Below are 26,879 nucleotides of genomic sequence, written 5' to 3'. Positions count from 1 at the left end.
GCAAAAGATTTCTAAAAGAATCAGTGAGAATGTTTCAAGGAGGATATTTCAATTGGTTAAACAAGGAAACCTTACAATTGTAGGTAGTAATATGATTGATTTAACGTCATTTTTAAATAGATTTCCTAAAAAAGGGGAAACCGTATACGGTAGAGATTTTCAGCAAGGATTTGGAGGAAAAGGATCCAACCAAGGCGTCATCGCTTCCTTATTAGGGGCGAATGTTTCGATGGTCACAACGGTTGGAGATGATGCTTACGGCAGAGAGTGGCTTAGTCATTATCAAAATGAAAAAATCAATACGGATTTTGTGAAAGTCGTCGAAGATATGAACAGTGGGACGGCGGCTATCTGGGTGGAAGAAGATGGAGATAATCGTATTGTGATTACACCTGGAGCAAATGAGGCGTTGGATGCTGAATTTGTAAGTCAAGCGTTTGAAACATTGCCTCAAGCAGATATTGTTCTCTCTCAATTAGAAAATCCACAACAAGCAATATTGGAAGGATTTAAGCGAGGAAAAGAATCTGGAGCCATTACTTTGTTAAATCCAGCACCTGCCGATGTTTTATTGGATGATATACTGGAGTATACAGACTGGCTCCTCCCAAATGAAACGGAATTTGCTTTTCTTACAGGAGAAAAGCATGATTTACCAATTACTCAATTAATTGTTGCGATTAAAGCATTCGCCACACAAACGAATACGAATTTAGTAGTAACAGTAGGTAAAAATGGTGCTTTGCTTTATCGACCAAAAATAGATAAAGATGTTCATCATATTGAAACTACCCAAGTTGCTGTAAAAGATTCAACGGGAGCGGGTGACGCTTTTTGTGGGACCTTTGCCTATGGGTTATCGATCGGATTAAATCCTAGGGTTGCCATCGAATTAGCGAATGCGATTGCAAGTGATAGTGTCCAAAAATTAGGAACGCAAACATCCTATGCAAGAGGGCAAGATTTAGAAAAGATTGTCTCAGGTATTTTAAGAAAAGAATGAAATAAGCACAGATTCTTTTGAATACATAGAGTTAGTAATTTCATGTATAAGGGAAAATCATGTTCTAAAAGAAAATAAAATGGTATGATGACAAAGAGTGTTCATTTAGATGAAACAATGCAACGGAATGAATTAAAAAATCTGTGTGCATTATTTATCGTCATATAATATGTAGTAGGAGACCATAATATGAAAAAATTTGCGGTGATTATTCCGGCGTATCGTCCGATGAGAAGTTTGCCGGAGTATATTCATAATCTGATTCAAAATGGCGTTCCACAAATAATTGTTGTGGATGATGGAAGTGGAGAACCATATAGAGATGTTTTCTCGCAGATTGAAACCTTTAAAGAATGTACTCTTATTACGCATTCAACAAATAGGGGAAAAGGTGCTGCCTTAAAAGCTGGCTTTACTTGTTTTTTAAATCAGTTTTCGTATTTAAATGGCGTGGTGACCGCGGATGCTGATGGACAACACTCCACAGAGGATGTTTTACAAGTAGGGAAGAGATTGGATACGATTGAAGAGGGTTTTATTTTAGGTTCACGTGCATTTAATATCAAACGTATGCCTTTACGAAGCTGGATTGGAAATCGGTTGACAAGTCTTGTATTTAAAATTTTCTTTGGTCAGTTTATCCGTGACACGCAGACAGGCCTGCGAGGCATCACTACCCCAGAATTAGGTTGGGTTACTCAGCTAAGTGGGGATAACTTTGATTACGAGATGATTATGTTGATTCATATGGTTTCAAAAAACAAAAGAATCATTAGCGTCGATATCGCGACACTTTATAAAAAAGTACATACTTCGCATTTTGAAACATTTAAAGATACTAAATTAATTGCAAGAGCCATATTTAGTCAATATTTTAAACAAACAGAAAGTCAATAACTTCAAAAAAGTTTAGAAATGATATAAACTTGATGAAGGAGCAGGATTAATGAAAAAGAGGAGATACGGACTATTTTTTGAAATTGCTCGAGCACTTGCTCGTGTCATATTGCCGCGCTTTCGATTCAAAGATATCCTCATCACCAATGAGCCAGCGGTTTATATCGCACATCATCAAAATATGATAGGACCTGTGAGTATTTTAGTGTGGATCAAATATTATTTTCGGACGTGGGTTCTAAGTGCCTTTACTTCACAAAAAGACTGCTATGAACATTATATAAATTATACCTTTACGAAGCGTTATAACTGGCCTTCACCAATTGCAAAAATTGTGGCTTGGCCACTTTCATACATCGTTCCATGGATGATGAAATCTGCTCGTGCGATTCCAGTGTATAGAGGTTCTCGTAAAATAATGGATACTTTTAAAATAAGTGTAGATGCTTTATTAAATAATGAAGATATTCTTATATTTCCAGATATTGATTATTCAGATGATTCAACTGAAGTTTCAGATATTTATGAAGGTTTTTTACATCTAGAAAAATATTATTATCGGGAAACGAAAAAACATCTTGCTTTTGTTCCTGTTTATTCAAATAAGGAAAAAAGAGAAGTACATAGCGGGAAGCCTATACGATTTACAGGGGATAAGAAATTTATTGAAGAACGAAAAGAAGTTGCTCAAAAGATACAGGAAGAATTAAATTGGTTATCAAAAATTTAGAAAATATTATTAAAAGGAGAGAAATAACATATGTCAATATTGAAAGAAACACTACCTTTAGCAAATGGTAACGAGATTCCATTAATAGGTCTCGGAACTTGGCAAATGTCGCCAGAAGAAGCAGAAAAAATGGTTGAATATGCTTTAAAAAATGATTATATTCATATCGATACCGCTCGTTCTTACGGAAATGAAGAAGGTGTTGGCCGAGGAATGAAAGCTTCCGGTCTAGCTCGTGAAGATTATTTCTTGACCACAAAGGTTAGAGGAGAAGCAAAATCATACGACGAAGCAAAAAAAGATATTGAAGATTCCTTGAAAGCCCTCGACACCCCTTATATTGATTTAGTAATCATCCATGCGCCAAGACCTTGGAATGAAATGCGCGTAGATTCCATTGATAACTACTATTACGAAGAAAATCAAGAAGCTTGGAAAGCAATGGAAGAGCTGTATGAAGAAGGCAAAATTAAAGCCATTGGTGTCTCCAATTTTGAGATTGATGATTTAAAGAACTTACTAGAACATTCAAAAGTAAAACCAATGTTAAATCAAATAAAATACCACATCGGTCACAGAGATGAAGAATTAGTTCAATTCTGTCAAGAAAACGACATGGTCGTTGAAGCCTACTCACCAATTGGTACAGGAAAATTATTAAACAACGAAAACATTAAAAAAATTGCAGACAAATATGGTAAAACGACTGCACAAGTTTCTATTCGTTATGCCTTCCAAAAAGGGCTCGTTGTCTTGCCAAAATCCGTTCACGAAGAATATATTGCTCAAAATGCTGAGATTGATTTTGAGCTTTCCGTAGCAGACATGGATTACTTAAACCGTTTAGTGATTGACTAATCAAAAAAACGAAAATCATGGTGTGGTTGAATCTCCTCAGATTCATCCGCACCTTTTTTTCATAAACACGACTCAAATCCCAAGTTAAAACTAGAAAAATTTCAAGAACACAGCTTTCTTTTTGTTAAAAACACCAAGAAAGTAGAAATACGAGACATTTTTCCAGAAAATATCCAATAAAAAATAAATACGAGACATTTTTCCAGAAAATGTCCCGTAAATGAAAATAGTACAGTTAATAAAAGCTGTCGCAGAACAAAAAGCTTGGCTTTATGATAAAATAAATAAAAGTCATTTAAAGGAGGGAGTAGTTTTCCTATTTGAGCTATGGAAACTACGTGAAAATGAGAAATAAGAAAAATAAAAGTAAACTTAATACTTTCCAAATGATAATGTCGATTATTGCACTGGTACTCACTTTGTATCGCTTCCTTCGTTTATTTATGAAACGGGCCAGACAATACGATTAAGAAAAATGAATAGTTCTAATTTTAGTGTCTATGGATCTATTTTGATCTGTAGGCATTTTTTATTTTTAAAAATTCGCTAATTTGTTTAAAAAAATAAGATAAGTTCTTCTAATGTGAGCATCAACAAATACTTATTAGACAAAAATTTATTGACTAGCTATACTTAAGTCGAAATAAATGATAACGCTTACAATAAAATATTGGAGGAGACAAAGAAATGAATTTTGATTGGATTAAGAGTAGAGCCGTCTCTCATGCAGACAAAGTAGCGATTATAGATCCATTGAAAAAAACAGAATGGACATACGAAGATTTAAATATTCGGGCAGAAAACCTTGCGCACCATTTAGTTGAACAAGGGGTAAAAAAAGGAGACCGCATTGGTGTCTTTGCGCCAAATGATGTAGGAGTTCTGGATCATTTATTTGCGGCAATCAAAATAGGTGCAATTTTTGTACCGATGAATTGGCGTTTGAAGCCAAGAGAAATAAAAAAAGTCGTGGAAGACTCAGGAATGGAATATATTGTATACGGGACCAATCATTTAGACCGCTTAGATCATATTCCCAAAGAATATATCAAATATAATATTGATGAAGCAGAATATCACGAAATTGTTGATCCTAATCACCATGAACCTTTTGAAAGTATAGATATCGAACCAGAAGATATTGCGATGTTAATTTATACAAGTGGTACAACTGGAACACCCAAAGGGGTTATTCATACCCATCAATCTTACACAAATAATATTTTCAACGAAGTATTGTCTTGGAATATGCATGATGAATACGTAACAATTGCAAGTGCTCCGATGTTTCATGTTGTAGGCTTTGTGGATATTGTCTTGCCGATGTTAATGGTGGGAGGACAAACGGTTCTAGAAAGATACTTTAATCCTGAAACCATTAACGATTGGATTTCTAAATATAAACCAAACATCCTCGTCATGATTCCAACGATGTATTACGGTATTATTGCAGACCCAGAATTTTCACCTGAAATGATCGCAAGTGTGGAAAAATTTGTATCCGGTGGTTCTGCCCCTCTGCCAGCTGTACAAGAAGCTTTTCTAAAGATGGGTAAAGTACTTGTAAATGCTTATGGTCTAACGGAAGCCCCACTAGTAACATACAACAACAATGAATTAGCGAAGAGAAACCCAAGCTCGATTGGACGACCAGTTCTTAACTTAGCACATAAAATTGTGGATGAAGAAATGAATGAAGTACCAATAGGTGAAATGGGAGAACTGCTAATCAGAGGGCTCAATGTCACACCTGGTTATTGGAATTTACCCGAAGAAGATGATGAAGTATTTTATGATGGTTATTTCAGAACAGGCGATATGGCTATTGAAAACGAAGCAGGAGAATTAACCATTGTCAATCGACTAAAAGAGTTAATTATTACAGGTGGAGAGAATGTATTGCCTTCTGAAGTAGAAGCTATTTTAAATAAACATCCACTCGTTCATTCTGGTGTAATTGTTGGTTATGATAACCCTAGATTTGGCGAATCTGTCTCGGCAGCCATCGTCTTAAATGAACAAGCTCAAGGAATTGAAAATTATGAAGAGGTCCTTGACGAATATATGGTGAAAAATTTAGCGGGCTATAAAACACCTAAATTATATTTAGTGTTAGAAGAAATACCTGTTAATTCAGTAGGGAAACCAGATCAATTAGAAATTCAACGGATGATGAATAAAAAAGCCGCTGAAGTAAAAGAAGAAACGATTTAAACCAATAGAATTAACTCACATAATGATGAACATAAGGAACCGTTATTGGTCAAATAGAAAAACTTCGCTTATGCTATATTTGTAAGCGGTCACAAACACGAATTAAATGGAGGTTTAAACATGGAAAACAGAAAAGAAATACTTGAGAAATTATACCCAGAAGATGTTTTAAAGATTAGTGAAGGACTTACCGATGGAGAAGTTAAATTTTTAAGTCAAATGGTTGAGTTACTAGAAACAAAATACCGTAAAGATTTAAATAAACACTGGTCAAATGCGACAGTACCTGAAGGATTCTTCGAAGACATGGGGAAATTAGGTTATTACACCAATCCATTATTATTTGAAGGTAGAGAAGATAGCAAACAAACAAGTCAATTATTCCAATTCTTCTTTGCGTATACCTTAGCACGTTTCGATGTGTCACTAAATACTTTATTAGGGGTTCATTCAGGATTAGGCTTTAATACTTTCCTATTTGGTGGAAGTGATGAACAAAAAGCTAAATATATACCGAAATTAGCGTCACACGAATTACGTACTTGCTTTGCATTAACCGAACCAGACCATGGATCTGACGTAGCGTGGGGCTTAGAAACAGAAGCTAGACGTGAAGGAGATAAATGGATCTTAAATGGTGAAAAACGTTGGATTGGTGGCGCGAATGTAGCAGATGTCATTCCAATATTTGCACGAGATGTAGAAACCAATAAACCAAAAGCATTTATTGTTGAAAGAGAACAAGCAGGGGTAGACATTGATGTCATCGACAACAAAATCGCTCTTCGAATTGTACCAAACTGTAACATCCACTTAAAAGATGTAGAAGTAAAAGAAGAAAATCGTCTGCAAAACATTAATAGCTTTAGAGATATCGCGAAAGTACTTTATTCAACGCGAGCAGGCGTAGCCTTTATGGCCACCGGAGCTATGGCGGGTGCTTTACAAGCGACCTTAAAATATGTCAATGAAAGAGAACAATTTGGAAAAACCATTGCTAACTACCAACTCGTTCAAGAAAAACTTTCTATGATGCAAGCCAATTTAACAAATGCGATGGCCTTATCTGCACAAATCGCAAAACTGCAAGAGAATGGCGATTACAATGAGATTGTAACGTCGATTGGTAAAATGTCTAATGCCCTTCGTTTACGAGAAACTGTAGCCATGGGACGAGGAGTTTGTGGAGGTAATGGGATTGTAGTAGATTATGATATCGCTCGTTTCTTCTCAGATGCGGAAGCTATCTTTACTTATGAAGGAACGCATGAAATAAATGCATTAGTAATTGGACGTGCGCTAACTGGAAAAGCAGCATTCAATTAATTGAATAAAAAGGATTAATTTGCTGGCGAATCATTAATGCCATGATGATTCGCCTGTAACCATACAAAAACAATAGATGAAAAGAAATAAAAAATTCTGGAGGAATCAGAATGATAATTAGAAAAGCAACAGTTTTAGGTGCAGGCGTAATGGGAAGTCAAATCGCTGCACTATTAGTCAATGCAGGACTCAAAGTCGAATTATTAGATGTAGTGATTGATCAAGAAAATCCAAATAAATTATCCAAAGCAGGGTATGATCGCATAACGAACCCAAAGAAAAGTATGCTGTTTAATTCAGATCATGCGGCAAACTTAACTTATGGAAATTATACGGAGCAATTAAGTGAAAAATCGGATTCAGATATTTTCATTGAAGCCGTAAAAGAAGATGTTGAAATCAAGCATGAAGTTTGGAGTACCGTTGCAAAAGTTGCAAAAGAGAATGCAATTTTAGCTACTAACACTTCAGGTATTCCAATTAATGTCATTGCGAAAGTGTTTTCTGAAGAAGATAAACAGCGTTTTGTAGGTTTACACTTCTTTAACCCACCACGCTTTATGAAATTAGTTGAAGTAATACCAAATACTGAAACGAGCGAAGAAGTGATCGAGCAGGTAACTAAATTCACTGAAGATACATTAGGAAAAGGTGTCATTCATGCGAAAGATGTACCAGCTTTTGTAGCGAACCGTACAGGAACGCATGCTATGTCTGATATTATGTTCCGCGGTGAAAAAGAGGGTTACTCAATTGCTGAAATTGATGCACTAACTGGTAAAGTCATCGGTCGTCCAATGGGTACTTATGCGCTAGCCGACTTAGTAGGACTTGATGTTGCAATGTTTGTAGTCGGTGGGTTAATGCGTGATCCATCTGAACAACCTTTCTTCAACCAAGCAGAGTTAATTGGTCAATTATATAAAGAAGGTGCTTTAGGAAATAAAACAAAGCATGGCTTCTATAAGAAAGAAAATAAAAAGAAACTTGTAATCAACCCAGAAACTATGGAATATACTGAAATTTCTAAACCAGAATTAGAAATCTTAGAAAAATTCGGTAGAGATCTTAAAGAAAATATGGACATCATATTTAATGCGGAAGAGGGAGCTGGAAAGCTTCTTTGGGAAACATTGCGTAGCACTTTTTATTATGCTGCACATAATGTTCCGAAAGCAACCGATGATTATAAAGAGATTGACCGTGCAATGGTTTGGGGCTTTAATTGGAAAAAAGGTCCATTCCAATTATGGGACTTAATGGGTTATGAACGAGTAAAAGAGCGTATCCAAGAGGAATTAGGCGACTTGCCAGATTGGGTAGCTAATCGTGAAGAACCATTTTATGAAAAAGGTGAAATTTTAGAAAAAACGACCCCTATTCAAGAATTTATAGCAGAAGATATTTGGAACCGAGAAGATTCAAGATTAAGTAAAACAAAAAATAATCAATTGCTATTTAAATTCCAAACACCAAATAACACCATTACAGATGGCTTGTCACAAGACATCATTGATGCAGTGGATGAGTTAGAAAATAAAGAATATACCAGTATGGTTATATACTCACCAGGGCCAAACTTCAGTGTGGGGGCCAATCTTTACATGATGAAGATGGCAATCGAACAAGATAAAGTAGATGAGCTTGTGGAAGCAACGATTTCTGAATTGCACGAAGCAGTGAATCGAATTCGTTATACAACCAAACCTATTGTTACTGCAACACAAGGACGTGCTTTAGGTGGAGGAGCAGAGATCTTATTAGCTTCCCCTGCTGTCGTAGCAGCTGCAGAAAGTTATATTGGATTAGTGGAAGTCGGTGTTGGATTGGTACCTGGTGGTGGAGGGTTAGCTGAACTTGCTGAGCGTGTATCAACAGGACCAGATCAAAAAGCCAATAAAATTAAAACGATGAGTGAAGTGGTTACCCGAGTGGCCTCAGCTGAAGTTGCGATGAATGCTTATGAAGCTCAAAGACACTTATATTTAAAAGAATCCGATACCATTATTGCAAATGGCGATAAACGAGTAGAAGTTGCTTTAGAAAAAGCGGACTTTTTATCCCGAACAAATTATATTCCAAGACCGAAAGTAACGTTTGAAGCTTTAGGTGAAGATTTTAAAGCATTAGTGGAAGGTCAATTAGAGGCCATGAGACTTGGTCACTTTATTAGTGATTATGATATGGAAATTGGCTTAGCGGTTGCGGAAATATTAGCGGGTGGACTAGTTCCTAAACGAACCTCTGTCAATCAAGACTGGATTCAGCATTTAGAAAAAGAAAACTTTATTCGTTTGAGTAAAAATCAAAAGACTTATGAACGAATTTCTCATATGCTAACGAAGAAAAAACCACTACGAAACTAATTATAAAACAGTCACGATTCAGAAAATAAAAGGGGAATGAATAGATATGCAAGATGCTTATATAATTGCTTATGGACGTGCAGCAACGGGAAAAGGAAATCCTAAAGGCGCTTATGCTCATACAAGAGCTGATGATGTTGCTGGACAAGTATTAAAAGGTGTTATTGATCGAGTAGAAGGTGATTTTGATCCAGCTTCCATTGAGGATGTGATTGTGGGGAACTCCTTTCCAGAAGGAGAGCAAGGGCAAAATATTGCACGAACGATTGCTTTATTAGCTGGTCTTCCACATACTGTCCCTGGACAAACGGTTAACCGTTATTGTTCCTCAGGCTTACAGACGATAGCGCTTGCTGCCAACTCAATTATGGCTGGACAAGCGGAAGTTGTAGCGGCAGGTGGCGTTGAATTTATGAGTGCCGTTCCAATGGGTGGGAATGAACCGACAAATAATCCCACACTTCAAAAAGAAGATGTAGGTGTCTCACAACCTATGGGACTAACGGCAGAAAATGTGGCAGAGAAGTACAAGGTCTCTCGTGAAGATCAAGATGCTTTTGCAGTACAAAGTCATCAAAGAGCGCAAGCTGCCCAAGACGAAGGCCGCTTAAAAGATGAAATTATCCCAGTTGAGATTAATAAAGTCACTTATACAGAGAATGGACCCAAAATAACGAAAGAAATGTTTGATCAAGATGAAGGAATACGTCCGGAATCGTCGATGGAAACCTTAGCGAAACTTCCTACTATTTTTAAAGCGGATGGGACAGTAACGGCCGCTTCTTCTTCACAAATTAGTGATGGAGCAGGATTTGTCATTTTAATGTCTGGTGACAAAGTAAAAGAGCTTGGCATTAAACCCATCGCACGCTTTGTCGGATTTAAGGCAGTGGGGGTAGATCCTAAGCTAATGGGAATTGGTCCAGCTTATGCGATTCCTGAAGTATTGAAGTTAGCTGATTTAGAACTAAAAGATATGGATTTAATCGAACTAAACGAAGCGTTTGCTGCACAAGCTTTAGCTTCTGTTCGTGAATTGAATATTGATACAGATATTACGAATGTGAATGGTGGAGCGATTTCTTTAGGTCATCCGCTGGGCGCAACTGGAGCTATCTTAACAGCTCGTCTACTCAATGAAATGTCGAGACGACCAGATTCAAAATATGGACTCGTTTCAATGTGTATTGGTGTAGGTATGGGAGCAGCAGGAATATTTGAATATCTTCACAATGAATCATAAAGAATAAATAAACGATGGGCTATTTCATTGGAGAAGGATGAAATAGCCTTTGTTTTTTATCAATTGAAGGAGAATAAAATGTATCAAACAATATTATATACACAAAAAAATCATATAGCGATCGTTACAATTAACCGTCCTGAATATGGAAATGCTTTTTCAGAAGAAACGTATGAAGAGATAATTGATGTGATGCATAAAATAAATGAAAATGAACAAATTGATGTCGCTATCTTAACGGGAACAGGGAAATATTTTTGTTCGGGGGGAGATATCCGTTTCTTCCAAAAGATGATTGATAATGAAGAAAATATTAGTGAAGAAAATGTACTCTTAACCGGACAAATGGTTAAAAGTATTAAGAAAAATTCAAAACCCGTAATTGCAGCTATTAACGGTGTGGCTGCAGGAGCCGGCTTAGGGTTAGCCATGGCTTGCGACTTTATTTTGATGGGAGAAAATAGCCAACTTATTCCTGCTTTTATTAATATGGCTTTTCCAGGAGATACGGCTTTAATTTATACCCTTCACCAAGCAATTGGTACCTTTCAAACAAAAAAACACGTGATGTTAAATGAACCCATTACGGCAACTCTTGCACAAGAGTACGGAATAGCTTATGACGTGGTTCTCGATGAAGACCTTGAGGAAGCGGCAAATCAACTAGCTACAAAGCTTGTTCAAGCACCAACGGAAGCCATAGGTTATCAAAAAGCTTTAATGGCAGAAATGTTTTATCCTGAAATCGAAGCATTCAATCAAAAAGAAGCAGAATATATGCATAAAAGTTCAAAAAGTAAAGAACATAAAGAAGCAGTAGCCGCCTTTTTAAGTAAGAGAAAACCGGACTTTAAAAAATAATTCTCCATAATTATGCTAAAATAGAGATACAACTATTTTGCTTGGAGGCATAAAAAAATGAACATTACACAAATGAAATACCTAGTAGAAATTGTACAATCCAACTATAATATTACGGTTGCTTCCCAAAAACTCTATGTATCCCAATCCGCTATTAGTCAATTTGTTAAGGGATTTGAAGATCAATATGAAGTCGATTTATTTGTTCGAAGGAAAGGAAAAATTGTTGCCTTAACGCCTTCTGGAGAAAAAATTTATCAATCAGCCTTACTCGTCTTAGATAAATATTATAATTTAGAAAACACGTTAAAAGATGAATCTTCCCAACAAAAAGGGACCATTAAAATCGGAATGCATCCAACAATTTTACGCTTGTTTTTTACGAAGTTTATCCCTCGATTTATCTTAGATAACCCAGACGCTTATATAGAAATTGTCGAAGCAGGGACGCTTGAATTAAGAGAAATGCTCATGGATCAAACCATTCACGCAGCGATATTAGTAGAACCAGCAGAGTTACAACCAGAAGACTTTGAAGTGTACCAATTAATGCGTACAGAAATTGTTGCTTTTATGGATCCTAACCACCCACTTTCAAAGAAACGTTTGCTTAAATGGAGCGATCTCAATGACTATCCCTTTGCTACTTATAATGAGAAAGATAAAGTCTATCACCTAGTGAATAAAAAACTAGAAACTAAAAAAGCAAAAGATAATTTACTCTTTACTTCAGCTTCCTGGGATTACATGATTGAATCTGTTGTAGATAACAGACACATGGCAATTTTACCTACTATTTATTTCAGTCAATTTATTTCAAGAGTAGAGCATATTGGAGTGGTCGAAAAAAGATTTGAAGATCCCATCTCTTATATCCCCGTACTCGCTCGCCCGAAAAAGAAAGTTTACGCTCCAGTGGAATCTTTTGTGTTTAATTCAATTTTAGAGAATTTCCATTTTGATGATCACACATTAAGATATGACTTTTTAGAAGAATTCTAGAAATTTAAAATTTAAAAAATAGAGGAGAAATAAAATGATTAAAACACGACTGACAGAGATGCTCGGTATTGAGTATCCAATTATTCAAGGCTCCATGCAATATATGTCTTTGGCTGAACTAGCTTCAGAAGTTTCAAATGCTGGTGGTTTAGGCTTGATTCCTTCAATGGCCTTTCCAAACACAGAAGAACTTCGTAAAGAAATCAGAAAAATGAAAGCGTTAACGGATAAGCCATTTGGTTTTAATATTTCTTTGGTTCCGGAAGTAGTGGTTCCAGAGGTTATTTTTGATTATATCGATGTGTTAATCGAAGAAGAAGTTCCTGTGATTGAAACCTCTGGACAGCGACCGGCAAAATTTATTGAGCCCATTAAAAAAGCGGGTATTCCGATTATGCATAAAGTCACTTCGATTCGACATGCTAAAGCCGCACAAAAAGATGGGGCGGATATTATTGTCTTGGTAGGAACAGAAGGGGGCGGACACCCAGGTTCTGATCAAGTAGCCGGTCAGATTCTTTGGGCAAAAGCTGTCGAAGAGTTGGACGTTCCAGTCATTGCGAGTGGAGGAATTGTTGATGGAAAAAGTATGTATTCAGCAATGTCTCTAGGGGTAGATGGGGTATTAATGGGAACTCGCTTTTTAGCTACACCAGAAGTGAATGCTTCCGAGGCCTATCGCCAAGCGTTATTAACGGTTCCAGAAAATGGAACGGTTCTAACTATGAAATCACTAAATAATGCGATGCGGGTTGCGAATAATCCATTTGCACAAAAGATTCTAGCAAAAGAAGCAGAAGGAGCTACTTTAGAAGAATTAATGCCCCTTATATCAGGGATTCGCTCTTATGAAAAAATGAAAGAAGGCAAGTATGATGAAGCCCAATTAAGTGTGGGGCAAGGAATTGGACGTGTTCATGAAATTACTCCGGCTAGAGAACTTGTTGAACAGATTGTTCGTGATTTTTATGAAACACATGAATATATGAACCAGCTTGTAAATAAATTAAGCCTGCAAAAAGGATGAGACCAAATGAATAAAGCAGAAATACTACAGGAACTTTATCCTGAAGACTTGTTAAGATATAGTGAAAAGCTAACAGAAAAAGAAGTTGATTTACTCGTTAAATTACGAGAAATTTTAGAAACAAAACTTGAACCGGTGATTGAAGAACACTGGAAAAACGAAACCTTTCCTTTTGAAGAGTTTAAAGCTATCACAGATTTAGGCTTAATGAATCATCCCGATTTATTTGAAGGTAGAGAAGGAGAACATAAGGTAAGTGAATATTTCAATCTATTTCGCTTGTATGAACTAGCACGGACAGATACATCACTAGCGACCTTTTTTGCGGTCCATGCAGGCCTTGGCTATACGACATTATTACAAGGAGGTTCGCCCGAACAAATTGCGTATTATGGGCCGAAGTTTGCTTCTTTTGAAATGCAAACATGCTTTGGTTTAACAGAGCCCGATCATGGTTCCGATATTGCAGGTGGTTTAGCCACGACTGCTGTTAAAAAGGGAGATACTTGGGTAATCAATGGCGAAAAACGTTGGATTGGTGGAGCAGCAACAGCTGATATTCTTCCCATATTTGCGAAAAATCCGGAAACCAATGAGATTCTATGCTTTTTAGTTCCGGGAGATAGTGAGGGATTAAGCGTAGAAAAGATTGATGGCAAGATTGCGTTACGTCTCGTCCAAAACGGACATATTACTCTAGATCATGTAAAAGTAAAAAATGAATATCGTTTACCGAATATTACATCATTCAAAGATGTGTCTAGAATTTTATACACTACACGAGCGGATGTGACGCATATTACATCTGGAACACATGCCGGTTCACTAAAATATGCCTTGGAATATGCAAAAGAAAGAGAACAATTTGGTCGTTCAATTACAAAGTTTCAATTAATTCAAGAAAAGCTGGCTCGAATGGAAGCAAACACAGTTACTGGGATTGGGTTATCTTACCGTTTAGCAACATTACAAGCTGCTGGAGAATTTGCAGAAGTCCCAGCCTCAGTAGCCAAAATGCAAAATGCTCGCTTATTACGAGAGACAGCAGCTCTAGGTCGTGAGATTTGCGGAGGAAATGGAATTACTGTAGAACATAAAGTGGCAAAATTCTTTGGAGATGCCGAGGCCATTTATTCATATGAAGGAACGCATGAAATCAATAGTTTAATTATTGGCCGCCATTTAACGGGTAAAGGAGCATTTGCTTAAACGTTATAAATGATTCATAATGAATAAGTGATTTAAAAGACCAAGTAAAGTTAAGAGGTGCAAAATGAAAAGTAAGGAACGCTCATATATCGAAGTCATGCAGCATATTCCAGACGAAGCAACGATTGGAACGACTTCATTTGGAATTGGCGGGCTGCCTGAACAATTATTGGCTGGTTTAGGTGAGTATTATAAAAAACATCAGCAGCCTAAAAACATTACATTCAGCACAACAGCTGGAATTGGAGTAGGTGAGGGAAGAGGCTTGGATCACCTGATTGAACCTGGACTTCTAAAAAGAGTCGTAGCCTCTCATATTGCAACATCTCCATTAGCGAATCAAGCAGCACAAGTGAATCAATTTGAAATGTTTCAACTCCCTCAAGGAATTATTGGAAAGTTATATCGTAATGCCGCTGGAAAAGGCCCGGGAGTTTTCAGTCAAGTAGGGCTAGATACTTTCGTTGATCCTAAAAATGAAGGAGGAAAGTTGAACCAAAAAGCCGAAGCAGCTGAAGATATCGTAAGTGAAATTGAATTAAATGGAGAAAAATGGTTACATTATAAACCTCTACCTATAAATGTAGCGTTTATTAAAGCGACCTATGCAGATAAAAAGGGAAACCTATCGATTCAACATGAAACGCATAAACTTGAGTCTCTCTCATTAGCTATGGCCGCACATAATGCAGGAGGTGTCGTCATCGCCCAGGTTGAACAAATGGTTGAAGAACACATCTTTCCCGCAAAAGACATCTTTGTTCCAGGTGCTTTTGTCAATTATGTCGTTGTTGCTGAAGAAAAATACCATATGCAGACGGCTGGTACTTATTATAACCCCGCCTTATCTAATGAAATACGAGTTCCTTTAGTTACTCAATTAAATATGCCTTTATCTCCTAAAAAAGCAATTGTTAGAAGAGCGAGTCAAGAGCTTACTAAAGGTGCAATAGTAAATTTAGGGAATGGGATTGCTGCTTATGTTGGGGAGATTTTAGCAGAATCCAAAGTCATTGAGGAATATTCTTTGAATACAGATATGGGATCTATTGGTGGACTTCCCGCCACAGGAATTGATTATGCGCCGAATTATAATGCAGATGCGGTCATTCATACGGAAGATATGTTTAATTTTTACCATGGGGAAGGTTTAGATGTAGCCGTTCTAGGTTTTGGACAATTAAATGCAACGGGTGATATGAATACAACAAAATTAGGAGATCATATTTTTGGGCCGGGAGGAATGATAGATATTTCTCATGGAGCTAAAAAGATTATTTTTGTAGGTACTTTTGTTGTGAAAGGAAAAACAATAATAAAAGATGGGCATTTGGTTATTGAAGAAGAGGGTGTTCAACCAAAATTTGTCGAAAAACTTCCATATGTCACTTTTTCAGCCAAATATGCTCGGGAGAAAGACAAAGATATTTTGGTGGTGACTGATCGCGCTGTTTTTGATTTTACAGAAAAGGGGCAAATGCGTTTAATCGAAATTGCTCCTGGTTTAGATTTGGAAGAAGATGTTTTAAAATGGATGGAATTTAAACCAGTGATTTCTGATTCATTAAAAGAGATGGATTCGAATTTATTTAAGGAACATTGGACGTTGACTGACTAAAAAATAGATTTGAAACGAAATACTTATATCTGAATCCTACTTGTATTATAATAAAAATAGAAATACATTTAGGAGGTTATACAAATGGAAGATAAAGATCTTGAGATAGAAATTGATCAATATTTAGGTGAAGCCAAATCATTTGAAGAAACGACACCTAAAGAAGCAGATGAATTACTAGAAGCAAAAGAGGGGAATATCGTTTATATAGGTCGAGAAACTTGCCCTTATTGTCGTCGTTTTGTAAAAACATTAGGCCCTTTAGCCAAGGAACATCACCTAAAGATCCATTATGTGCATGCCCAACATCCAGAGTATGAACAAGAAGTGAATGAATTACGTGAAAAATATGATGTTCCCACCGTTCCGGGCCTTCTATATTCGTCAGAGACTGCAGGGATGGTCGTCAAATGTGATAGTTCATTAGATGCAGAAGAAATTTTAGAAATTGTTGAAGCAACAGAATAAACCATCATTTTAGTTCGATTAAGAAAAAGCCTTTTTAAAATTAAATTTTTAGAGGGCTTTTTTTCTTGCTTCAAATCAAACTTTGCCGTATTGTTATACTATAGATTTATAAATAGAGAGTAGGGAGTCTAGTGGCTCGTAAGAAAAAAGAAGAAGAAATCAGTATTATTGCTGGAAAAAATGACAGTGATACGGTTACAGAACTAGAAGTTCTGGCTAAAGACCAAAAAATTGGTGAGGTCCTTCGAGGAGAAGAAGATCGCCATTATCAAGTCGTTTACGAAAATGGCCGTAAAGGAACCGCCGTGTCCATCGAAGATGCTGTGCGTTCAATTATTGCTGAATATAACTTACATAAATAATTTTATGTGTGAGAAAGTATTCTTTATGAAACAGTTAAAGGAGGCTATTTTCTATGAAACACGACCAAAAGGTTCTTTCTAACGGCAAATTAGGAAGTATCGTTCATGCTACAAAAATTATAATGGAAAATTGGAAGCGAGCCAATGTCATGCAAGGTGCGGCGGCTATGGCTTATTATTTGTTGTTATCTTTAATTCCTTTATTATTAGTCTTAGCGAATCTTATTCCCTTGTTGCCTTTCAGCCCGGATCAAGCCATTTCATTTATTGAAAGCTCATTCCCACCGGATGTGACGACGATGCTTGTTCCGATTGTCAAAGATTATCTAGCAAGTGCAAGTGGTGGAGCGATTTCAATTGGGTTGTTAGCGTCCATTTGGTCAGCGAGTAATGTTTTCTCTACATTGCGCAGGGTTTTAGATGAGGTTTATGGCGTTAAACTTAAAAACAACTTTATTATTGCCCGGATCTTATCTTTAGTCATTATGATTGCTATTTTACTCCTTGTTGGAAGTGCATTAGTTGTCTTTGTCTTTGGCGAACAGATTTTAAATTTTGTGCGGGATTACTTTGAGATTGAAATCCCTTTTCTACAAGGTTTATTACATGCACGATGGATTACATTACCGCTTATTTTAATTATTGTAACGATCATTATTTACCAATTCTTACCGAATCATCATTTAAAAATAAAATATTCTATTCCAGGAGCTGTTTTTGCGTCTGTTGGTTTGATGATTCTTTCGCAAACCTTTACTTTAATTAGTCGATTGATGGGTGGGGATGCGATTACAAATCAAACATTAGGTGGATTTATCGTCTTAATGCTCTTTTTATTCTTGGCAAACACCGTGATTTTATTTGGGGCATTAATCAATACCCTCATTTTTGAACTAAAGAATAATATATCGGTACCTGATTATGAAATGCAAGTCCATGAAAAAGAAGAAAGAGCCAAAAGAAAGTGGCCTGGTTATCCAAATGAATCTGACACCATTCTTCTAAAGCGAAAAATTTATAAAGTTAATTAATGGATGAATCACTCTATTCTATTCTGAAAGGAAGAATTTGAATGACAATAAAATATACGAAAAGTGGATTATGGGTAGAAAAATTGGAAGATTCTTATTGTCTAGGTTTATCTGTCAAAGGCCAAGATGATGTAGGGGACGTTATGTATGCAGAACTTCCTGACATTGAGCGTGACAGTCACTTAACAAAAGATGAAAATTTATTAAGTGTAGAGGGCGCAAAAGCAGTGACAGAAATTGTTTCCCCTCTTTCCGGAACGGTTAAAGATGTCCATAAAGAAGTAGAAGACGATACAGAATTATTAAATTCAACCGATCGTGCAGAAAATTGGATTGTCGAATTAACAGATGTTGCAGGTTATGATTCTGAAGATTTGAGCGATGATCCGTGGTTTGGTGAAGAAAAACTATAAGAAGGATAAAACAGATTAAAAAAAGAAGCTGAGAATGGATGCATAAGCATTCGATTCTCAGCTTTTTGTTGATGACCCTTAGCGGTTATTTAATATTAATCAAATCTACAAATTGCTTAAAGACCTTCATCGTTTCAGGAATGGTTTTCACTAAAAGTTCCGGATGCCACTGGACAGCCATCACTTTTTGATTCCGGTCAATACTTTCAATCGCTTCTATCAGTCCATCTTTTGACCAAGCAACTGGACGGAAAGCATCCCCAATATCTTTAATCGCTTGATGATGATAAGAATTAACGACTTGTTCTGTGCCTAAAGCTTCACTCAGCCAAGAATTTTCTTCAATCAGAATAGAATGTGTTGCATGTTTCCAAGGTGTTTTTTGAATATGATTTACTTCTAATTTCTCATAACTTGAAACATCCTGATATAAAGTTCCCTTTGAGGCGACATTTAACAGCTGCAATCCACGGCAAATACCAAAAATAGGTTTCTTTTGCTTCCAAGCTTCCTCGATCAAAGCAAGTTCAAAGTCATCTCTTTCCGGTTCAATTTCTCCAATTTTAGGATGAGGTTCTTCATAAAAAAGCAGGGGATCTACATCTTCACCGCCTGCTAAAACCAAAGCATCTATTTGATCTATATACTCTTTTGCCTCTTCAGCTTTCGATAAAGGTAAAACAATCGGTGTCACTCCAGCCTTTTTCAATGCATCTGTAAGTTCTTTTGGGACAATATTCATATCGAAGTTCAATAAATTATTTGAAACTTTTGTCATAACATATCCAGAAACTCCAACAATCGGCTTCATTAAAATCTTCCTTTCTATTTCCACTTACTTTATAGTGTACATGATTTAGAAAAAATCGTCTATTTTCTAAAATTAGACTCGGTTTTAAGTAATAAAGCTTTAATCTATTTTCTAGAAGAGTTAGGAAATAGATAGAGAACTTCAGATGATTTAAACAAAGTGATAATAGGCTTTTAAAGGATAATATTTCAAACGTCGACTCAAATAGGCTACAATAAGAGATGAGAGAAGAATTATAGAGAAACAAGGAGGAGAAAAATATAGATGTCGAAATCAATAAATATTCGTGGTGAATATAACTCAGCCAAAGTTTTTAACCCAGATATTGATGAGTCATCTTACCGTCAAATTGAAGACATGATGAACCGAGAAGAATTTGAAGAAAGTAAATTTCGCTTTATGCCGGATGTTCATTATGGAAAAGGTTCTACAGTAGGTACAACAATGACCGTGGAGGATAAAATCGTTCCGTCTTTTATCGGCGTGGATATCGGTTGTGGTGTTTCAGTAACCGAATTAGAGTTAAATAAAAAAGAAGCTTCAGATCCAAAGTTTCTCAAAAAATTTGATCGTAATGCGAGACAGCAAGTTCCCTTAGGCTTCAATCGACATGGTCGCTATAAAGACTCGCCGGATCTAAAATTGGAAGATTTTATTGTTTCAGATCAGTTAGATAGAGAAGCCTTTTACACTTCGATTGGTTCTTTAGGAGGCGGAAACCATTTTATTAGTTTAGAAGCTACAGATGATGGGAAAGTTTATTTACTCATTCATTCCGGTAGTCGAAATATTGGACACACCGTTGCCACTATCTATCAAGATTTAGCGGATGATTTGAATCCTTCAGAGCGAAAAGGGGAAGGACATCTAGAAGGCGAAGCAATGGAAGAATATTTACATGATCTAGGTTTAGCTCAAAAATATGCTTTACAGAATCGTAACGCGATGGCGGATGCGATTTTAGAAAGTAACCAGTTAAAACAAAGAAGCCGCTTTGATTCCGTTCATAATTATATAGATTTAGATACTATGATTGCCCGAAAAGGTGCTATTTCAGCCAAGGAAGATGAGAGGCTAGTTATTCCTTTTAACTCTAGAGATGGCTCAGTAATTGCCAAAGGAAAAGGAAATGAAGATTGGAATCATTCAGCTCCTCATGGGGCAGGTCGAACCATGTCAAGAACACAAGCCAGAAAAAGAATTCCTTATCAAAAATATCAAGAAATGATGAAAGATGTATATTCAACCTCTGTCTCGAAGAGGACCTTGGATGAAGCCCCTTCAGCATACAATGAACAGAAAAAGATTCTGGAACTTGCCGAACCGACAATTGAAGTTTTAGAATATATTCGTCCTCTATACAATTTAAAAGGATAACGCAAAAAGAAGTTGACAGCTATTTGTATCTTTGATAAGATACTTTCAACTTACAGGAATTGAAATAAATTAACGTATAATTAAATCATTTAAACACATTGAGAAGAAAAGTACATTTTGAAACTATACACAGAGAGCCTTGTTTGGTGAGAGAGGTTATGGGGAAGGAATGGAAAATGGTCTTTGAGAAGGATTGGTGAACGATTTGTCGCAAGCTAATCCCGGCAGCACCCGATAACGTGCCTCGGTATCTAAATAATAAATTATTTACGTACTGGTAGAGGTTGTTTTAGTAATGAGGCAACGTATAAAGGTGGTAACACGGAAGACAGGCTTTCGTCCTTTGAGATTTTATAGAGAAATCTCGGGGACGGAAGCTTTTTTTGTTTTTAAGTTTAAAGGAAGGAATAAAAGGATGATCAATCTAAAAAATGTAAATAAAGTCTTTTCAAATAAAGAAGATACGATTAAAGCCGTTGATGATGTCTCTTTATCTATCCAAACAGGAGAAATTTATGGAATCATTGGTTATTCGGGAGCAGGAAAAAGTACATTAATTCGAATGCTTAATGGTCTGGAGTTGCCCTCTTCAGGGGATGTTTTTATAGGCAAGCAAAATATAAATAAATTGACGAATCGTGAATTACGAACTACCCGACAAGAAATTGGGATGATTTTTCAACACTTTAATCTATTATGGAGCCGAACGGTAAAAGAAAATGTTCTTTTTCCTTTAGAGATTGCGAATGTTCCAAAAGAAGAACGGCTAAAGAAAGCAGAAGAATTAATTCAATTGGTAGGTTTGGAAGGCAGAGAGGAGGCGTATCCTTCTCAGTTATCTGGGGGACAAAAACAGCGAGTAGGAATCGCCAGAGCACTCGCAAATGACCCAAAAGTTCTCCTTTGCGATGAGGCGACAAGCTCATTGGACCCACAAACTACGGATAACATCTTAGAATTACTGCTTGATATAAATCGTCGACTCAATCTAACGATTGTAATGATTACTCATGAGATGAATGTGATTCGAAAAATATGCCATCGCGTTGCGGTAATGGATCATGGTCGTGTTGTCGAAGAAGGGGAAGTTGTCACGGTTTTTAAGCATCCTGAGCAGGCGATTACGAAGCGTTTTATTCGCCAAGATACGGATCCAAAAAACGAAAATACGGATAAAATATTGGAGCAGCTGATTGAGCAATATCCGAACGGAAAGTTGTTGCAGTTAAAATTTCATAATGGGGATGCGCAGTCGCCGATTCTTTCAAAAATTATTCGAGAATTTGAGATTGATATTAATATTATTCAAGGAAATATTCAAACTACGCAGGACGTGATGTTGGGCTCTTTATATGTTCAATTATTGGGAGATAAAACAGCGATTGAACAAGCGATTGAAAAATTCAAACAAATGAAAGTAGAAGTAGAGGTGATTGAACATGATTTGGAACGTTAATGTAGGGCAGAATATTTTCGAACAATATACGGAATTTTCTGAAGTAAATTGGCTCAGAGTGTGGGCTGCGACAAAAGAGACAGTGTTTATGTCCTTTGCTTCGGTGGTTGCGGTATTTTTCTTAGGCCTTGTTATTGGGCTTTTATTGTTTGAAACGCAGGAACAGAAAAGTCTATTTTCGAAAATCATTAATCGTCTTGTGGCTTTTTTTGTGAATGTCTTTCGGTCCATCCCGTTTATTATCTTGATTGTTTTGCTTCTTCCGTTCACAAAAGAAATTGTGGGTCGAATCACCGGACCAGTCGCCGGGATACCCGCTCTTATTATAGCAGCTGCTCCTTTCTTTGGACGATTAGTAGAGACGGGTTTTCGTGAAATTGATCGAGGAGTGCTTGAGGCTGCCGAATCGATGGGAGCCAGTAAATTAGAAATTATTTTTAAAGTATTGCTTCCTGAAAGCTTGCCTTCGATTGTAGCGGGGATAACGACCACAGCGATTTCTCTTGTGGGTTATACAGCAATGGCTGGAGTGATTGGGGCAGGAGGACTTGGAAATCTTGCTTATCTGGAAGGTTTTCAAAGAAGTCAACCGACCGTTACATTAGTTGCGACAGTCTTCATTTTAATTATAGTATTTATTATTCAAATAACAGGAGATATTCTAGTAAAAAATGTAGATAAAAGATCTTAATAGAAGGAAAATTGTATAGGAGGAAATGATGATGAATTATAAAAATTGGATTAAAGGAACGGTTGTATTAGGAGCTGGCTTTTTACTAGCTGCCTGTGGAAATGACCAAGAAACAGAAACGGATGCAGCAACTTCTGAAGAGACTACGCTACGGATTGGTGCCTCAAATGTCCCACATGCAGAAATTTTAGAATTTGTAACTCCTAAATTGGAAGAAGAGGGAATTACTTTAGAAATTGAACGCTATAACGATTATGTAATTCCAAACGTTGCCCTTGAAGAAGGCGATATTGATGCTAATTACTTTCAACATGGTCCTTTCTTTGAAGACGCTATTGCAGAGAATCACTATGATTTTGTGAATGCAGGAGGCATCCATATAGAGCCAATTGCTGCGTATTCTGATCGTCATGAAAGTTTAGAAGATTTACAAGAAGGAGCAAAGATTCTTGTCAGTAGCAATGCGCCGGATTATGGGCGTGTATTAGCTATTTTAGAAGAAGCAGATTTAATCACTGTAGCTGATGGCGTAGATTTAACCACCGCCTCTTTCGATGACATTGCAGAAAATCCCCTTGATTTACAGTTTGAATATGAATATGATCCGGCCTTAATGCCAACACTTTTAGAAAATGACGAAGGTGATGTGGTATTTATTAACTCAAATTTTGCGGTTGATCATGATTTAAATCCACTAGAAGACTCCCTGGCGATTGAAAGTTCTTCTTCTCCTTATGCAAATATCATTGCCGTACGTTCTGAAGATGCCGACAATCCAGCTATTGCCAATCTAATAGAAGCTCTTCGATCAGACGAAACTCAAGATTTCATTTTAGAAACTTGGAAAGGATCAGTGGTTCCAGTTACTGAATAAACATTTTTTATATAGTTAAAATAAAAACCACGGAGAAACCTATCGATTACAGGTTTTCCGTGGTTTTTGCATTTAAAATGCTCAAGTGGATGTTTCCAATTTGCCCACAACTTGATGTGTTTTATCTTGTTTTTCCGTCATTGGGATGGGGGATTCCTTTGAACATTTTAAAGCATACTGAATATTTCTCCCATCCTCCGTGTATTCTACAACACGATAAAAAGGGTCGTGGTAAAAAAGAAAACGATAATTATTTGCCAAAGCTTCCTTCATTAATTTTTCCTTGGCATAAATAGAGTCCATCGGATAATCATCTACACCACCAACCCATAGAGGGTTTGTATGTACAAAGGAGAGTAAAATATCGGCCATATGCAACAGAGTTTCACCGTTTTGTTCAAAACGAATAATAGAATGCCCTCGGCTATGTCCGCCCGTATGTTCCATAGTCATTCCTGGAGCCACTTCCAGTCGTTTAGTAAATGTTTGGACTTGATTTTTAACCGGTTCCCAATTTTCTTTTAAGTAAGTATTCTTTGTTCGAGCTGTTGGCTTTCTTACATCGTTCCATTCTTTTTCATTGACATAGATAACCGCGTTTGGATAAGTTGATTTTATTTCTTCACCATCTAAATAGGTTAAGCCGCCCGCATGATCATTATGCATATGTGTCATCATCACGACATCAATATCTTCTCTGGTTAGTCCTAGAGATTGAAGGCTTCCTTTAATATTACCTTCTGATTGCATTCCTGCTATTTTTTTCATTTTATCTGTTAATTTGTCTACCCCTAAACTCGCATCAATTAAGTAATTCTTGTTTTCATATTGAACTAAAATAGGATCTACAGTTGACGGCATTTGATTATACTCGTTATATGGATAATATCGTCCCCATAACGCTCGAGGGACGGGTCCAAATAAAGTTCCACCGTCTGTGTTTAGCATGGGACCATCTAGCCATGAAAAGGTCATATTATGAAAAATATATTGATCAACCATTTTACCTGCTCTTTTTTATCTTTATAATAAACCGTGACTGTCACTCAGTATTTTATACAAAAAGCTGTGCTGCATAAAAGGTTTAACAATAGAGTACTATGCCTTTCATTGTCTGTAAAGAAAGCAATATTAAAATCGTATAAATAACTAAGATGTATAAATGAATTAAACAAAAGCACTGGAACCTGTAATTTCACGGCCAACAATTAATGCATTCACTTCATGTGTTCCTTCGTAAGTATAAATCGATTCTGCGTCCGCAAAGAACCGCGCAACATCTGTAGCCAGAGTAATGCCATTACCTCCAACAACTTCACGAGCGAGTGCCACCGTTTCTCTCATCACTAGAGAATTATGCATCTTAGATAGAGAAGAGTTCGTCATATCGAAATTGCCTTCTTCTAACATTTCTGCCAGACGGGCTGAGTAACCAATAGCGGCAACCGTATTGGCTTGCATACGAGCTAATTTTTCTTGAATGATTTGGAATTGACCTAATTTCTTGCTGAATTGATCACGTTCTTTCACATAATCTAGAGCAGCTACAAATGCTCCGCCTGTAACGCCTGTTGCGATATGTGCAACATCTGCACGAGTATTTACTAAAATTTTTGCAACATCAGAGAAACCATTAATATTTTGTAAACGATCTGCTTCTGGAACAACGACATCTTTCATAGTGATATGGCCATTTTGAACGGCACGTAGAGATACTTTTTGAGGGATTGGTTTCGCATCATATCCTTCAGCACCTTTACGAATAATAAAACATTTAATTTTTCCATCTTCAACGTCTCTCGCAAAAACAGGTACAATATCTGCAGTGTCTGCTCCGCCAATCCAACGTTTTTCACCATTGATAATCCAGTGATCTCCATCGCGTTTAGCGGTTGTTGCTAAACCACCTGCAATATCTGATCCATGATCCGGTTCTGTTAAAGCAAAACAGGTTTGCCATTCAAAGTTAGCCACTTTTGGTGCAAATTCTTTGATTTGACGTTCATCTCCACCGATTAAAATGGTATTGTAACCTAATCCACCATGAACCGTATAGAAGGTAGCAATCGAAGCATCAAAACGAGCAAGTTCGTAATATAAAAAGAAGTTGTATAATTGACTAGGTTTTCTAGCGTCTTCTCTTCCTTCAAATAATTTTGGATGATTCATTATACCAGCATCAGCTAATTTATAAAATTCATCAAATGGGAAAGTCGCTGCTTCCCAATGTTCATTTATTACTGGACGAATTTCTTTTTCAATAATTTGACGAGTATGTTGTAAGACTTCAACTTCTCCTTCTGTTAAACCTTTTCCATACTCAAACATATCTTCTGGATATAATTCTCTTAAAATTTCTTCTTTCTTTTGACTCATGCATCAATTCCTCCATTTTTAATTAATTTTAAACGAATGCGAAGCTGTAAACGCTTCCTACATTTATATTGTAAAGGGTATATTTGATAAATACTACTTAATAAAAGTTAATGCTTCTATAACTTCAACTTATATAGTGAGGAGTTTGTCATTTTTTCAATTCTTGACTTAAAGAGAGTAAAGTATTTGTGAATACGAGAGGGGGTTTGTATAATGAATTAAAGTAGTATAAGTCTAGTGGTATATAGTCAAGTGGAAAAACAATAAATATTTGCCAAGAAAAGTGAATTTTGAGCGCACTGAACTAAGCCCCTAAAAAAGCAATTTTTTTAGGAACGTTCAAAGGAAGTCGTCAAATAACATTCGTGTTATTTACTTTATCCGCTCCTTTGGTGGCGTATAAAGTTGGTGGTTGCGTAGTAGGACATCCACCAGACGCACAAGTTTTCTTGCGGTTAAGACAATGGCACGTTTGTGTTTATGTTTAGGGGTTTCATCGTATTTCTTTTGATAGTATGCCCGATAATCGGACTCATAACGTCTTACGGAGTTGGCGGCTTCAACTAAGTAATAACGTAAGTAGCGGTTACCCCTTTTGGCGAGATAGGTATTGTCTGATTTCATTTTTCCGGATTGCTTATGCGGCCAGAATAGACCAGCGAACTT

25 protein-coding genes and 1 other annotated feature are annotated in these 26,879 nt (G+C 36.7%); of the genes, 21 read left to right on the top strand and 4 right to left on the bottom strand.

Annotated elements, in window-relative coordinates; translation table 11 throughout:
- Positions 1 to 52 precede the first annotated feature (52 nt).
- The 17 genes from BUB96_RS00845 (at position 53) to BUB96_RS00765 (ending at position 18,628) form a co-directional block, all read left to right on the top strand.
- Entirely contained in the window at positions 53 to 1,003 is a 951-nt protein-coding gene (locus tag BUB96_RS00845) for a ribokinase (protein ID WP_159431712.1), read from the top strand.
- A 189-nt stretch (positions 1,004 to 1,192) separates the two neighbouring features.
- Positions 1,193 to 1,900 (top strand): glycosyltransferase family 2 protein, encoded by a 708-nt coding sequence (locus BUB96_RS00840; RefSeq protein WP_073294762.1) that lies wholly within the window; start codon positions 1,193 to 1,195, stop codon positions 1,898 to 1,900.
- 49 nt (positions 1,901 to 1,949) lie between these two features.
- Entirely contained in the window at positions 1,950 to 2,630 is a 681-nt protein-coding gene (locus tag BUB96_RS00835) for a lysophospholipid acyltransferase family protein (protein ID WP_073294759.1), read from the top strand.
- A 30-nt stretch (positions 2,631 to 2,660) separates the two neighbouring features.
- Entirely contained in the window at positions 2,661 to 3,488 is an 828-nt protein-coding gene (locus BUB96_RS00830) for an aldo/keto reductase (RefSeq protein WP_073294754.1), read from the top strand.
- Between the two features lie 687 nt (positions 3,489 to 4,175).
- Positions 4,176 to 5,702: a long-chain-fatty-acid--CoA ligase FadD gene (fadD, locus tag BUB96_RS00825; RefSeq protein WP_073294751.1), complete on the top strand. Its 1,527-nt coding sequence runs from the start codon at positions 4,176 to 4,178 to the stop codon at positions 5,700 to 5,702.
- A gap of 120 nt (positions 5,703 to 5,822) precedes the next feature.
- Positions 5,823 to 7,028: an acyl-CoA dehydrogenase FadE gene (gene fadE / locus BUB96_RS00820; RefSeq protein ID WP_073294748.1), complete on the top strand. Its 1,206-nt coding sequence runs from the start codon at positions 5,823 to 5,825 to the stop codon at positions 7,026 to 7,028.
- 110 nt (positions 7,029 to 7,138) lie between these two features.
- Complete coding sequence (fadB, locus tag BUB96_RS00815) at positions 7,139 to 9,394, top strand: 3-hydroxyacyl-CoA dehydrogenase/crotonase FadB (protein WP_073294744.1); 2,256 nt, start codon at positions 7,139 to 7,141, stop codon at positions 9,392 to 9,394.
- Positions 9,395 to 9,440: 46 nt separating this feature from the next.
- Complete coding sequence (locus BUB96_RS00810) at positions 9,441 to 10,637, top strand: thiolase family protein (RefSeq protein ID WP_073294741.1); 1,197 nt, start codon at positions 9,441 to 9,443, stop codon at positions 10,635 to 10,637.
- 78 nt (positions 10,638 to 10,715) lie between these two features.
- Positions 10,716 to 11,498 carry an enoyl-CoA hydratase/isomerase family protein gene (locus BUB96_RS00805; protein WP_073294738.1) on the top strand — a complete coding sequence of 261 codons (783 nt, stop codon included), beginning with the start codon at positions 10,716 to 10,718 and terminating at the stop codon, positions 11,496 to 11,498.
- Positions 11,499 to 11,555: 57 nt separating this feature from the next.
- Entirely contained in the window at positions 11,556 to 12,500 is a 945-nt protein-coding gene (locus BUB96_RS00800; protein WP_073294734.1) for a LysR family transcriptional regulator, read from the top strand.
- A gap of 34 nt (positions 12,501 to 12,534) precedes the next feature.
- Positions 12,535 to 13,527, top strand: coding sequence for an NAD(P)H-dependent flavin oxidoreductase (locus tag BUB96_RS10235; RefSeq protein WP_234945764.1), 993 nt, complete (start codon positions 12,535 to 12,537; stop codon positions 13,525 to 13,527).
- A 6-nt stretch (positions 13,528 to 13,533) separates the two neighbouring features.
- Positions 13,534 to 14,736 carry an acyl-CoA dehydrogenase FadE gene (gene fadE, locus BUB96_RS10230; RefSeq protein WP_073294731.1) on the top strand — a complete coding sequence of 401 codons (1,203 nt, stop codon included), beginning with the start codon at positions 13,534 to 13,536 and terminating at the stop codon, positions 14,734 to 14,736.
- Between the two features lie 64 nt (positions 14,737 to 14,800).
- Positions 14,801 to 16,354 (top strand): acyl CoA:acetate/3-ketoacid CoA transferase, encoded by a 1,554-nt coding sequence (locus BUB96_RS00785; RefSeq protein WP_084136590.1) that lies wholly within the window; start codon positions 14,801 to 14,803, stop codon positions 16,352 to 16,354.
- 84 nt (positions 16,355 to 16,438) lie between these two features.
- On the top strand, positions 16,439 to 16,822 hold the full coding sequence (locus BUB96_RS00780; RefSeq protein ID WP_073294728.1) for a DUF6568 family protein: 384 nt from the start codon (positions 16,439 to 16,441) through the stop codon (positions 16,820 to 16,822).
- 131 nt (positions 16,823 to 16,953) lie between these two features.
- A complete protein-coding gene (locus tag BUB96_RS00775) occupies positions 16,954 to 17,184 on the top strand; it encodes a DUF2969 family protein (protein WP_073294724.1) in 231 nt (76 codons plus the stop codon).
- A 53-nt stretch (positions 17,185 to 17,237) separates the two neighbouring features.
- Positions 17,238 to 18,215: a YihY/virulence factor BrkB family protein gene (locus BUB96_RS00770; RefSeq protein WP_073294721.1), complete on the top strand. Its 978-nt coding sequence runs from the start codon at positions 17,238 to 17,240 to the stop codon at positions 18,213 to 18,215.
- Between the two features lie 41 nt (positions 18,216 to 18,256).
- Entirely contained in the window at positions 18,257 to 18,628 is a 372-nt protein-coding gene (locus tag BUB96_RS00765) for a glycine cleavage system H family protein (RefSeq protein WP_073294718.1), read from the top strand.
- Between the two features lie 85 nt (positions 18,629 to 18,713).
- On the opposite strand, the gene BUB96_RS00760 is transcribed toward BUB96_RS00765, so the two are convergent.
- Positions 18,714 to 19,439, bottom strand: coding sequence for a gamma-glutamyl-gamma-aminobutyrate hydrolase family protein (locus BUB96_RS00760; protein WP_073294715.1), 726 nt, complete (start codon positions 19,437 to 19,439; stop codon positions 18,714 to 18,716).
- A gap of 264 nt (positions 19,440 to 19,703) precedes the next feature.
- Between BUB96_RS00760 and BUB96_RS00755 the strand changes: the two genes are divergently transcribed.
- From BUB96_RS00755 to BUB96_RS00740, 4 genes are all read left to right on the top strand, one after another.
- On the top strand, positions 19,704 to 20,816 hold the full coding sequence (locus tag BUB96_RS00755; protein WP_073294712.1) for an RtcB family protein: 1,113 nt from the start codon (positions 19,704 to 19,706) through the stop codon (positions 20,814 to 20,816).
- An 89-nt stretch (positions 20,817 to 20,905) separates the two neighbouring features.
- Positions 20,906 to 21,163: a binding site (T-box leader), on the top strand.
- Positions 21,164 to 21,231: 68 nt separating this feature from the next.
- Positions 21,232 to 22,272, top strand: coding sequence for a methionine ABC transporter ATP-binding protein (locus BUB96_RS00750; RefSeq protein WP_073294709.1), 1,041 nt, complete (start codon positions 21,232 to 21,234; stop codon positions 22,270 to 22,272).
- Positions 22,256 to 22,963 carry a methionine ABC transporter permease gene (locus BUB96_RS00745; protein WP_073294706.1) on the top strand — a complete coding sequence of 236 codons (708 nt, stop codon included), beginning with the start codon at positions 22,256 to 22,258 and terminating at the stop codon, positions 22,961 to 22,963. Before BUB96_RS00750 ends, BUB96_RS00745 begins: the two co-directional genes overlap by 17 nt.
- A gap of 31 nt (positions 22,964 to 22,994) precedes the next feature.
- The gene (locus BUB96_RS00740) at positions 22,995 to 23,837 is read left to right on the top strand and encodes a MetQ/NlpA family ABC transporter substrate-binding protein (RefSeq protein ID WP_073294703.1); all 843 of its coding nucleotides are present in this window, start codon (positions 22,995 to 22,997) and stop codon (positions 23,835 to 23,837) included.
- 81 nt (positions 23,838 to 23,918) lie between these two features.
- Here the strand turns inward: BUB96_RS00740 and BUB96_RS00735 are convergent, their stop codons facing one another.
- From BUB96_RS00735 to BUB96_RS00725, 3 genes are all read right to left on the bottom strand, one after another.
- Positions 23,919 to 24,839, bottom strand: coding sequence for an MBL fold metallo-hydrolase (locus BUB96_RS00735; RefSeq protein WP_073294700.1), 921 nt, complete (start codon positions 24,837 to 24,839; stop codon positions 23,919 to 23,921).
- 165 nt (positions 24,840 to 25,004) lie between these two features.
- Positions 25,005 to 26,213, bottom strand: a complete 1,209-nt coding sequence (fadE, locus tag BUB96_RS00730) for an acyl-CoA dehydrogenase FadE (RefSeq protein WP_073294696.1) — start codon at positions 26,211 to 26,213, stop codon at positions 25,005 to 25,007.
- Between the two features lie 372 nt (positions 26,214 to 26,585).
- The coding region (locus BUB96_RS00725) for a transposase (protein WP_143274243.1) at positions 26,586 to 26,879 on the bottom strand (294 nt) is incomplete at its 5' end.

It is taken from the genome of Atopostipes suicloacalis DSM 15692 (genome assembly GCF_900129085.1).
Lineage (GTDB): Bacteria > Bacillota > Bacilli > Lactobacillales > Carnobacteriaceae_A > Atopostipes > Atopostipes suicloacalis.
This window is presented reverse-complemented; position numbering and strand designations above follow the sequence as displayed.

What these genes read in the sequence shown, in the direction of transcription:
- BUB96_RS00810 (WP_073294741.1), top strand. Translation starts at nt 9,441, where the DNA reads ATGCAAGATGCTTATATAATTGCTTATGGACGTGCAGCAACGGGAAAA.
- BUB96_RS00765 (WP_073294718.1), top strand. Translation starts at nt 18,257, where the DNA reads ATGACAATAAAATATACGAAAAGTGGATTATGGGTAGAAAAATTGGAA.
- fadE (WP_073294731.1), top strand. Translation starts at nt 13,534, where the DNA reads ATGAATAAAGCAGAAATACTACAGGAACTTTATCCTGAAGACTTGTTA.
- BUB96_RS00740 (WP_073294703.1), top strand. Translation starts at nt 22,995, where the DNA reads ATGAATTATAAAAATTGGATTAAAGGAACGGTTGTATTAGGAGCTGGC.
- BUB96_RS00750 (WP_073294709.1), top strand. Translation starts at nt 21,232, where the DNA reads ATGATCAATCTAAAAAATGTAAATAAAGTCTTTTCAAATAAAGAAGAT.
- BUB96_RS00800 (WP_073294734.1), top strand. Translation starts at nt 11,556, where the DNA reads ATGAACATTACACAAATGAAATACCTAGTAGAAATTGTACAATCCAAC.
- BUB96_RS00805 (WP_073294738.1), top strand. Translation starts at nt 10,716, where the DNA reads ATGTATCAAACAATATTATATACACAAAAAAATCATATAGCGATCGTT.
- BUB96_RS00785 (WP_084136590.1), top strand. Translation starts at nt 14,801, where the DNA reads ATGAAAAGTAAGGAACGCTCATATATCGAAGTCATGCAGCATATTCCA.
- BUB96_RS00830 (WP_073294754.1), top strand. Translation starts at nt 2,661, where the DNA reads ATGTCAATATTGAAAGAAACACTACCTTTAGCAAATGGTAACGAGATT.
- BUB96_RS00760 (WP_073294715.1), bottom strand. Translation starts at nt 19,439, where the DNA reads ATGAAGCCGATTGTTGGAGTTTCTGGATATGTTATGACAAAAGTTTCA.
- BUB96_RS10235 (WP_234945764.1), top strand. Translation starts at nt 12,535, where the DNA reads ATGATTAAAACACGACTGACAGAGATGCTCGGTATTGAGTATCCAATT.
- BUB96_RS00735 (WP_073294700.1), bottom strand. Translation starts at nt 24,839, where the DNA reads ATGGTTGATCAATATATTTTTCATAATATGACCTTTTCATGGCTAGAT.
- BUB96_RS00780 (WP_073294728.1), top strand. Translation starts at nt 16,439, where the DNA reads ATGGAAGATAAAGATCTTGAGATAGAAATTGATCAATATTTAGGTGAA.
- BUB96_RS00770 (WP_073294721.1), top strand. Translation starts at nt 17,238, where the DNA reads ATGAAACACGACCAAAAGGTTCTTTCTAACGGCAAATTAGGAAGTATC.
- BUB96_RS00755 (WP_073294712.1), top strand. Translation starts at nt 19,704, where the DNA reads ATGTCGAAATCAATAAATATTCGTGGTGAATATAACTCAGCCAAAGTT.
- BUB96_RS00745 (WP_073294706.1), top strand. Translation starts at nt 22,256, where the DNA reads ATGATTTGGAACGTTAATGTAGGGCAGAATATTTTCGAACAATATACG.
- BUB96_RS00840 (WP_073294762.1), top strand. Translation starts at nt 1,193, where the DNA reads ATGAAAAAATTTGCGGTGATTATTCCGGCGTATCGTCCGATGAGAAGT.
- fadB (WP_073294744.1), top strand. Translation starts at nt 7,139, where the DNA reads ATGATAATTAGAAAAGCAACAGTTTTAGGTGCAGGCGTAATGGGAAGT.
- BUB96_RS00835 (WP_073294759.1), top strand. Translation starts at nt 1,950, where the DNA reads ATGAAAAAGAGGAGATACGGACTATTTTTTGAAATTGCTCGAGCACTT.
- fadD (WP_073294751.1), top strand. Translation starts at nt 4,176, where the DNA reads ATGAATTTTGATTGGATTAAGAGTAGAGCCGTCTCTCATGCAGACAAA.
- fadE (WP_073294696.1), bottom strand. Translation starts at nt 26,213, where the DNA reads ATGAGTCAAAAGAAAGAAGAAATTTTAAGAGAATTATATCCAGAAGAT.
- fadE (WP_073294748.1), top strand. Translation starts at nt 5,823, where the DNA reads ATGGAAAACAGAAAAGAAATACTTGAGAAATTATACCCAGAAGATGTT.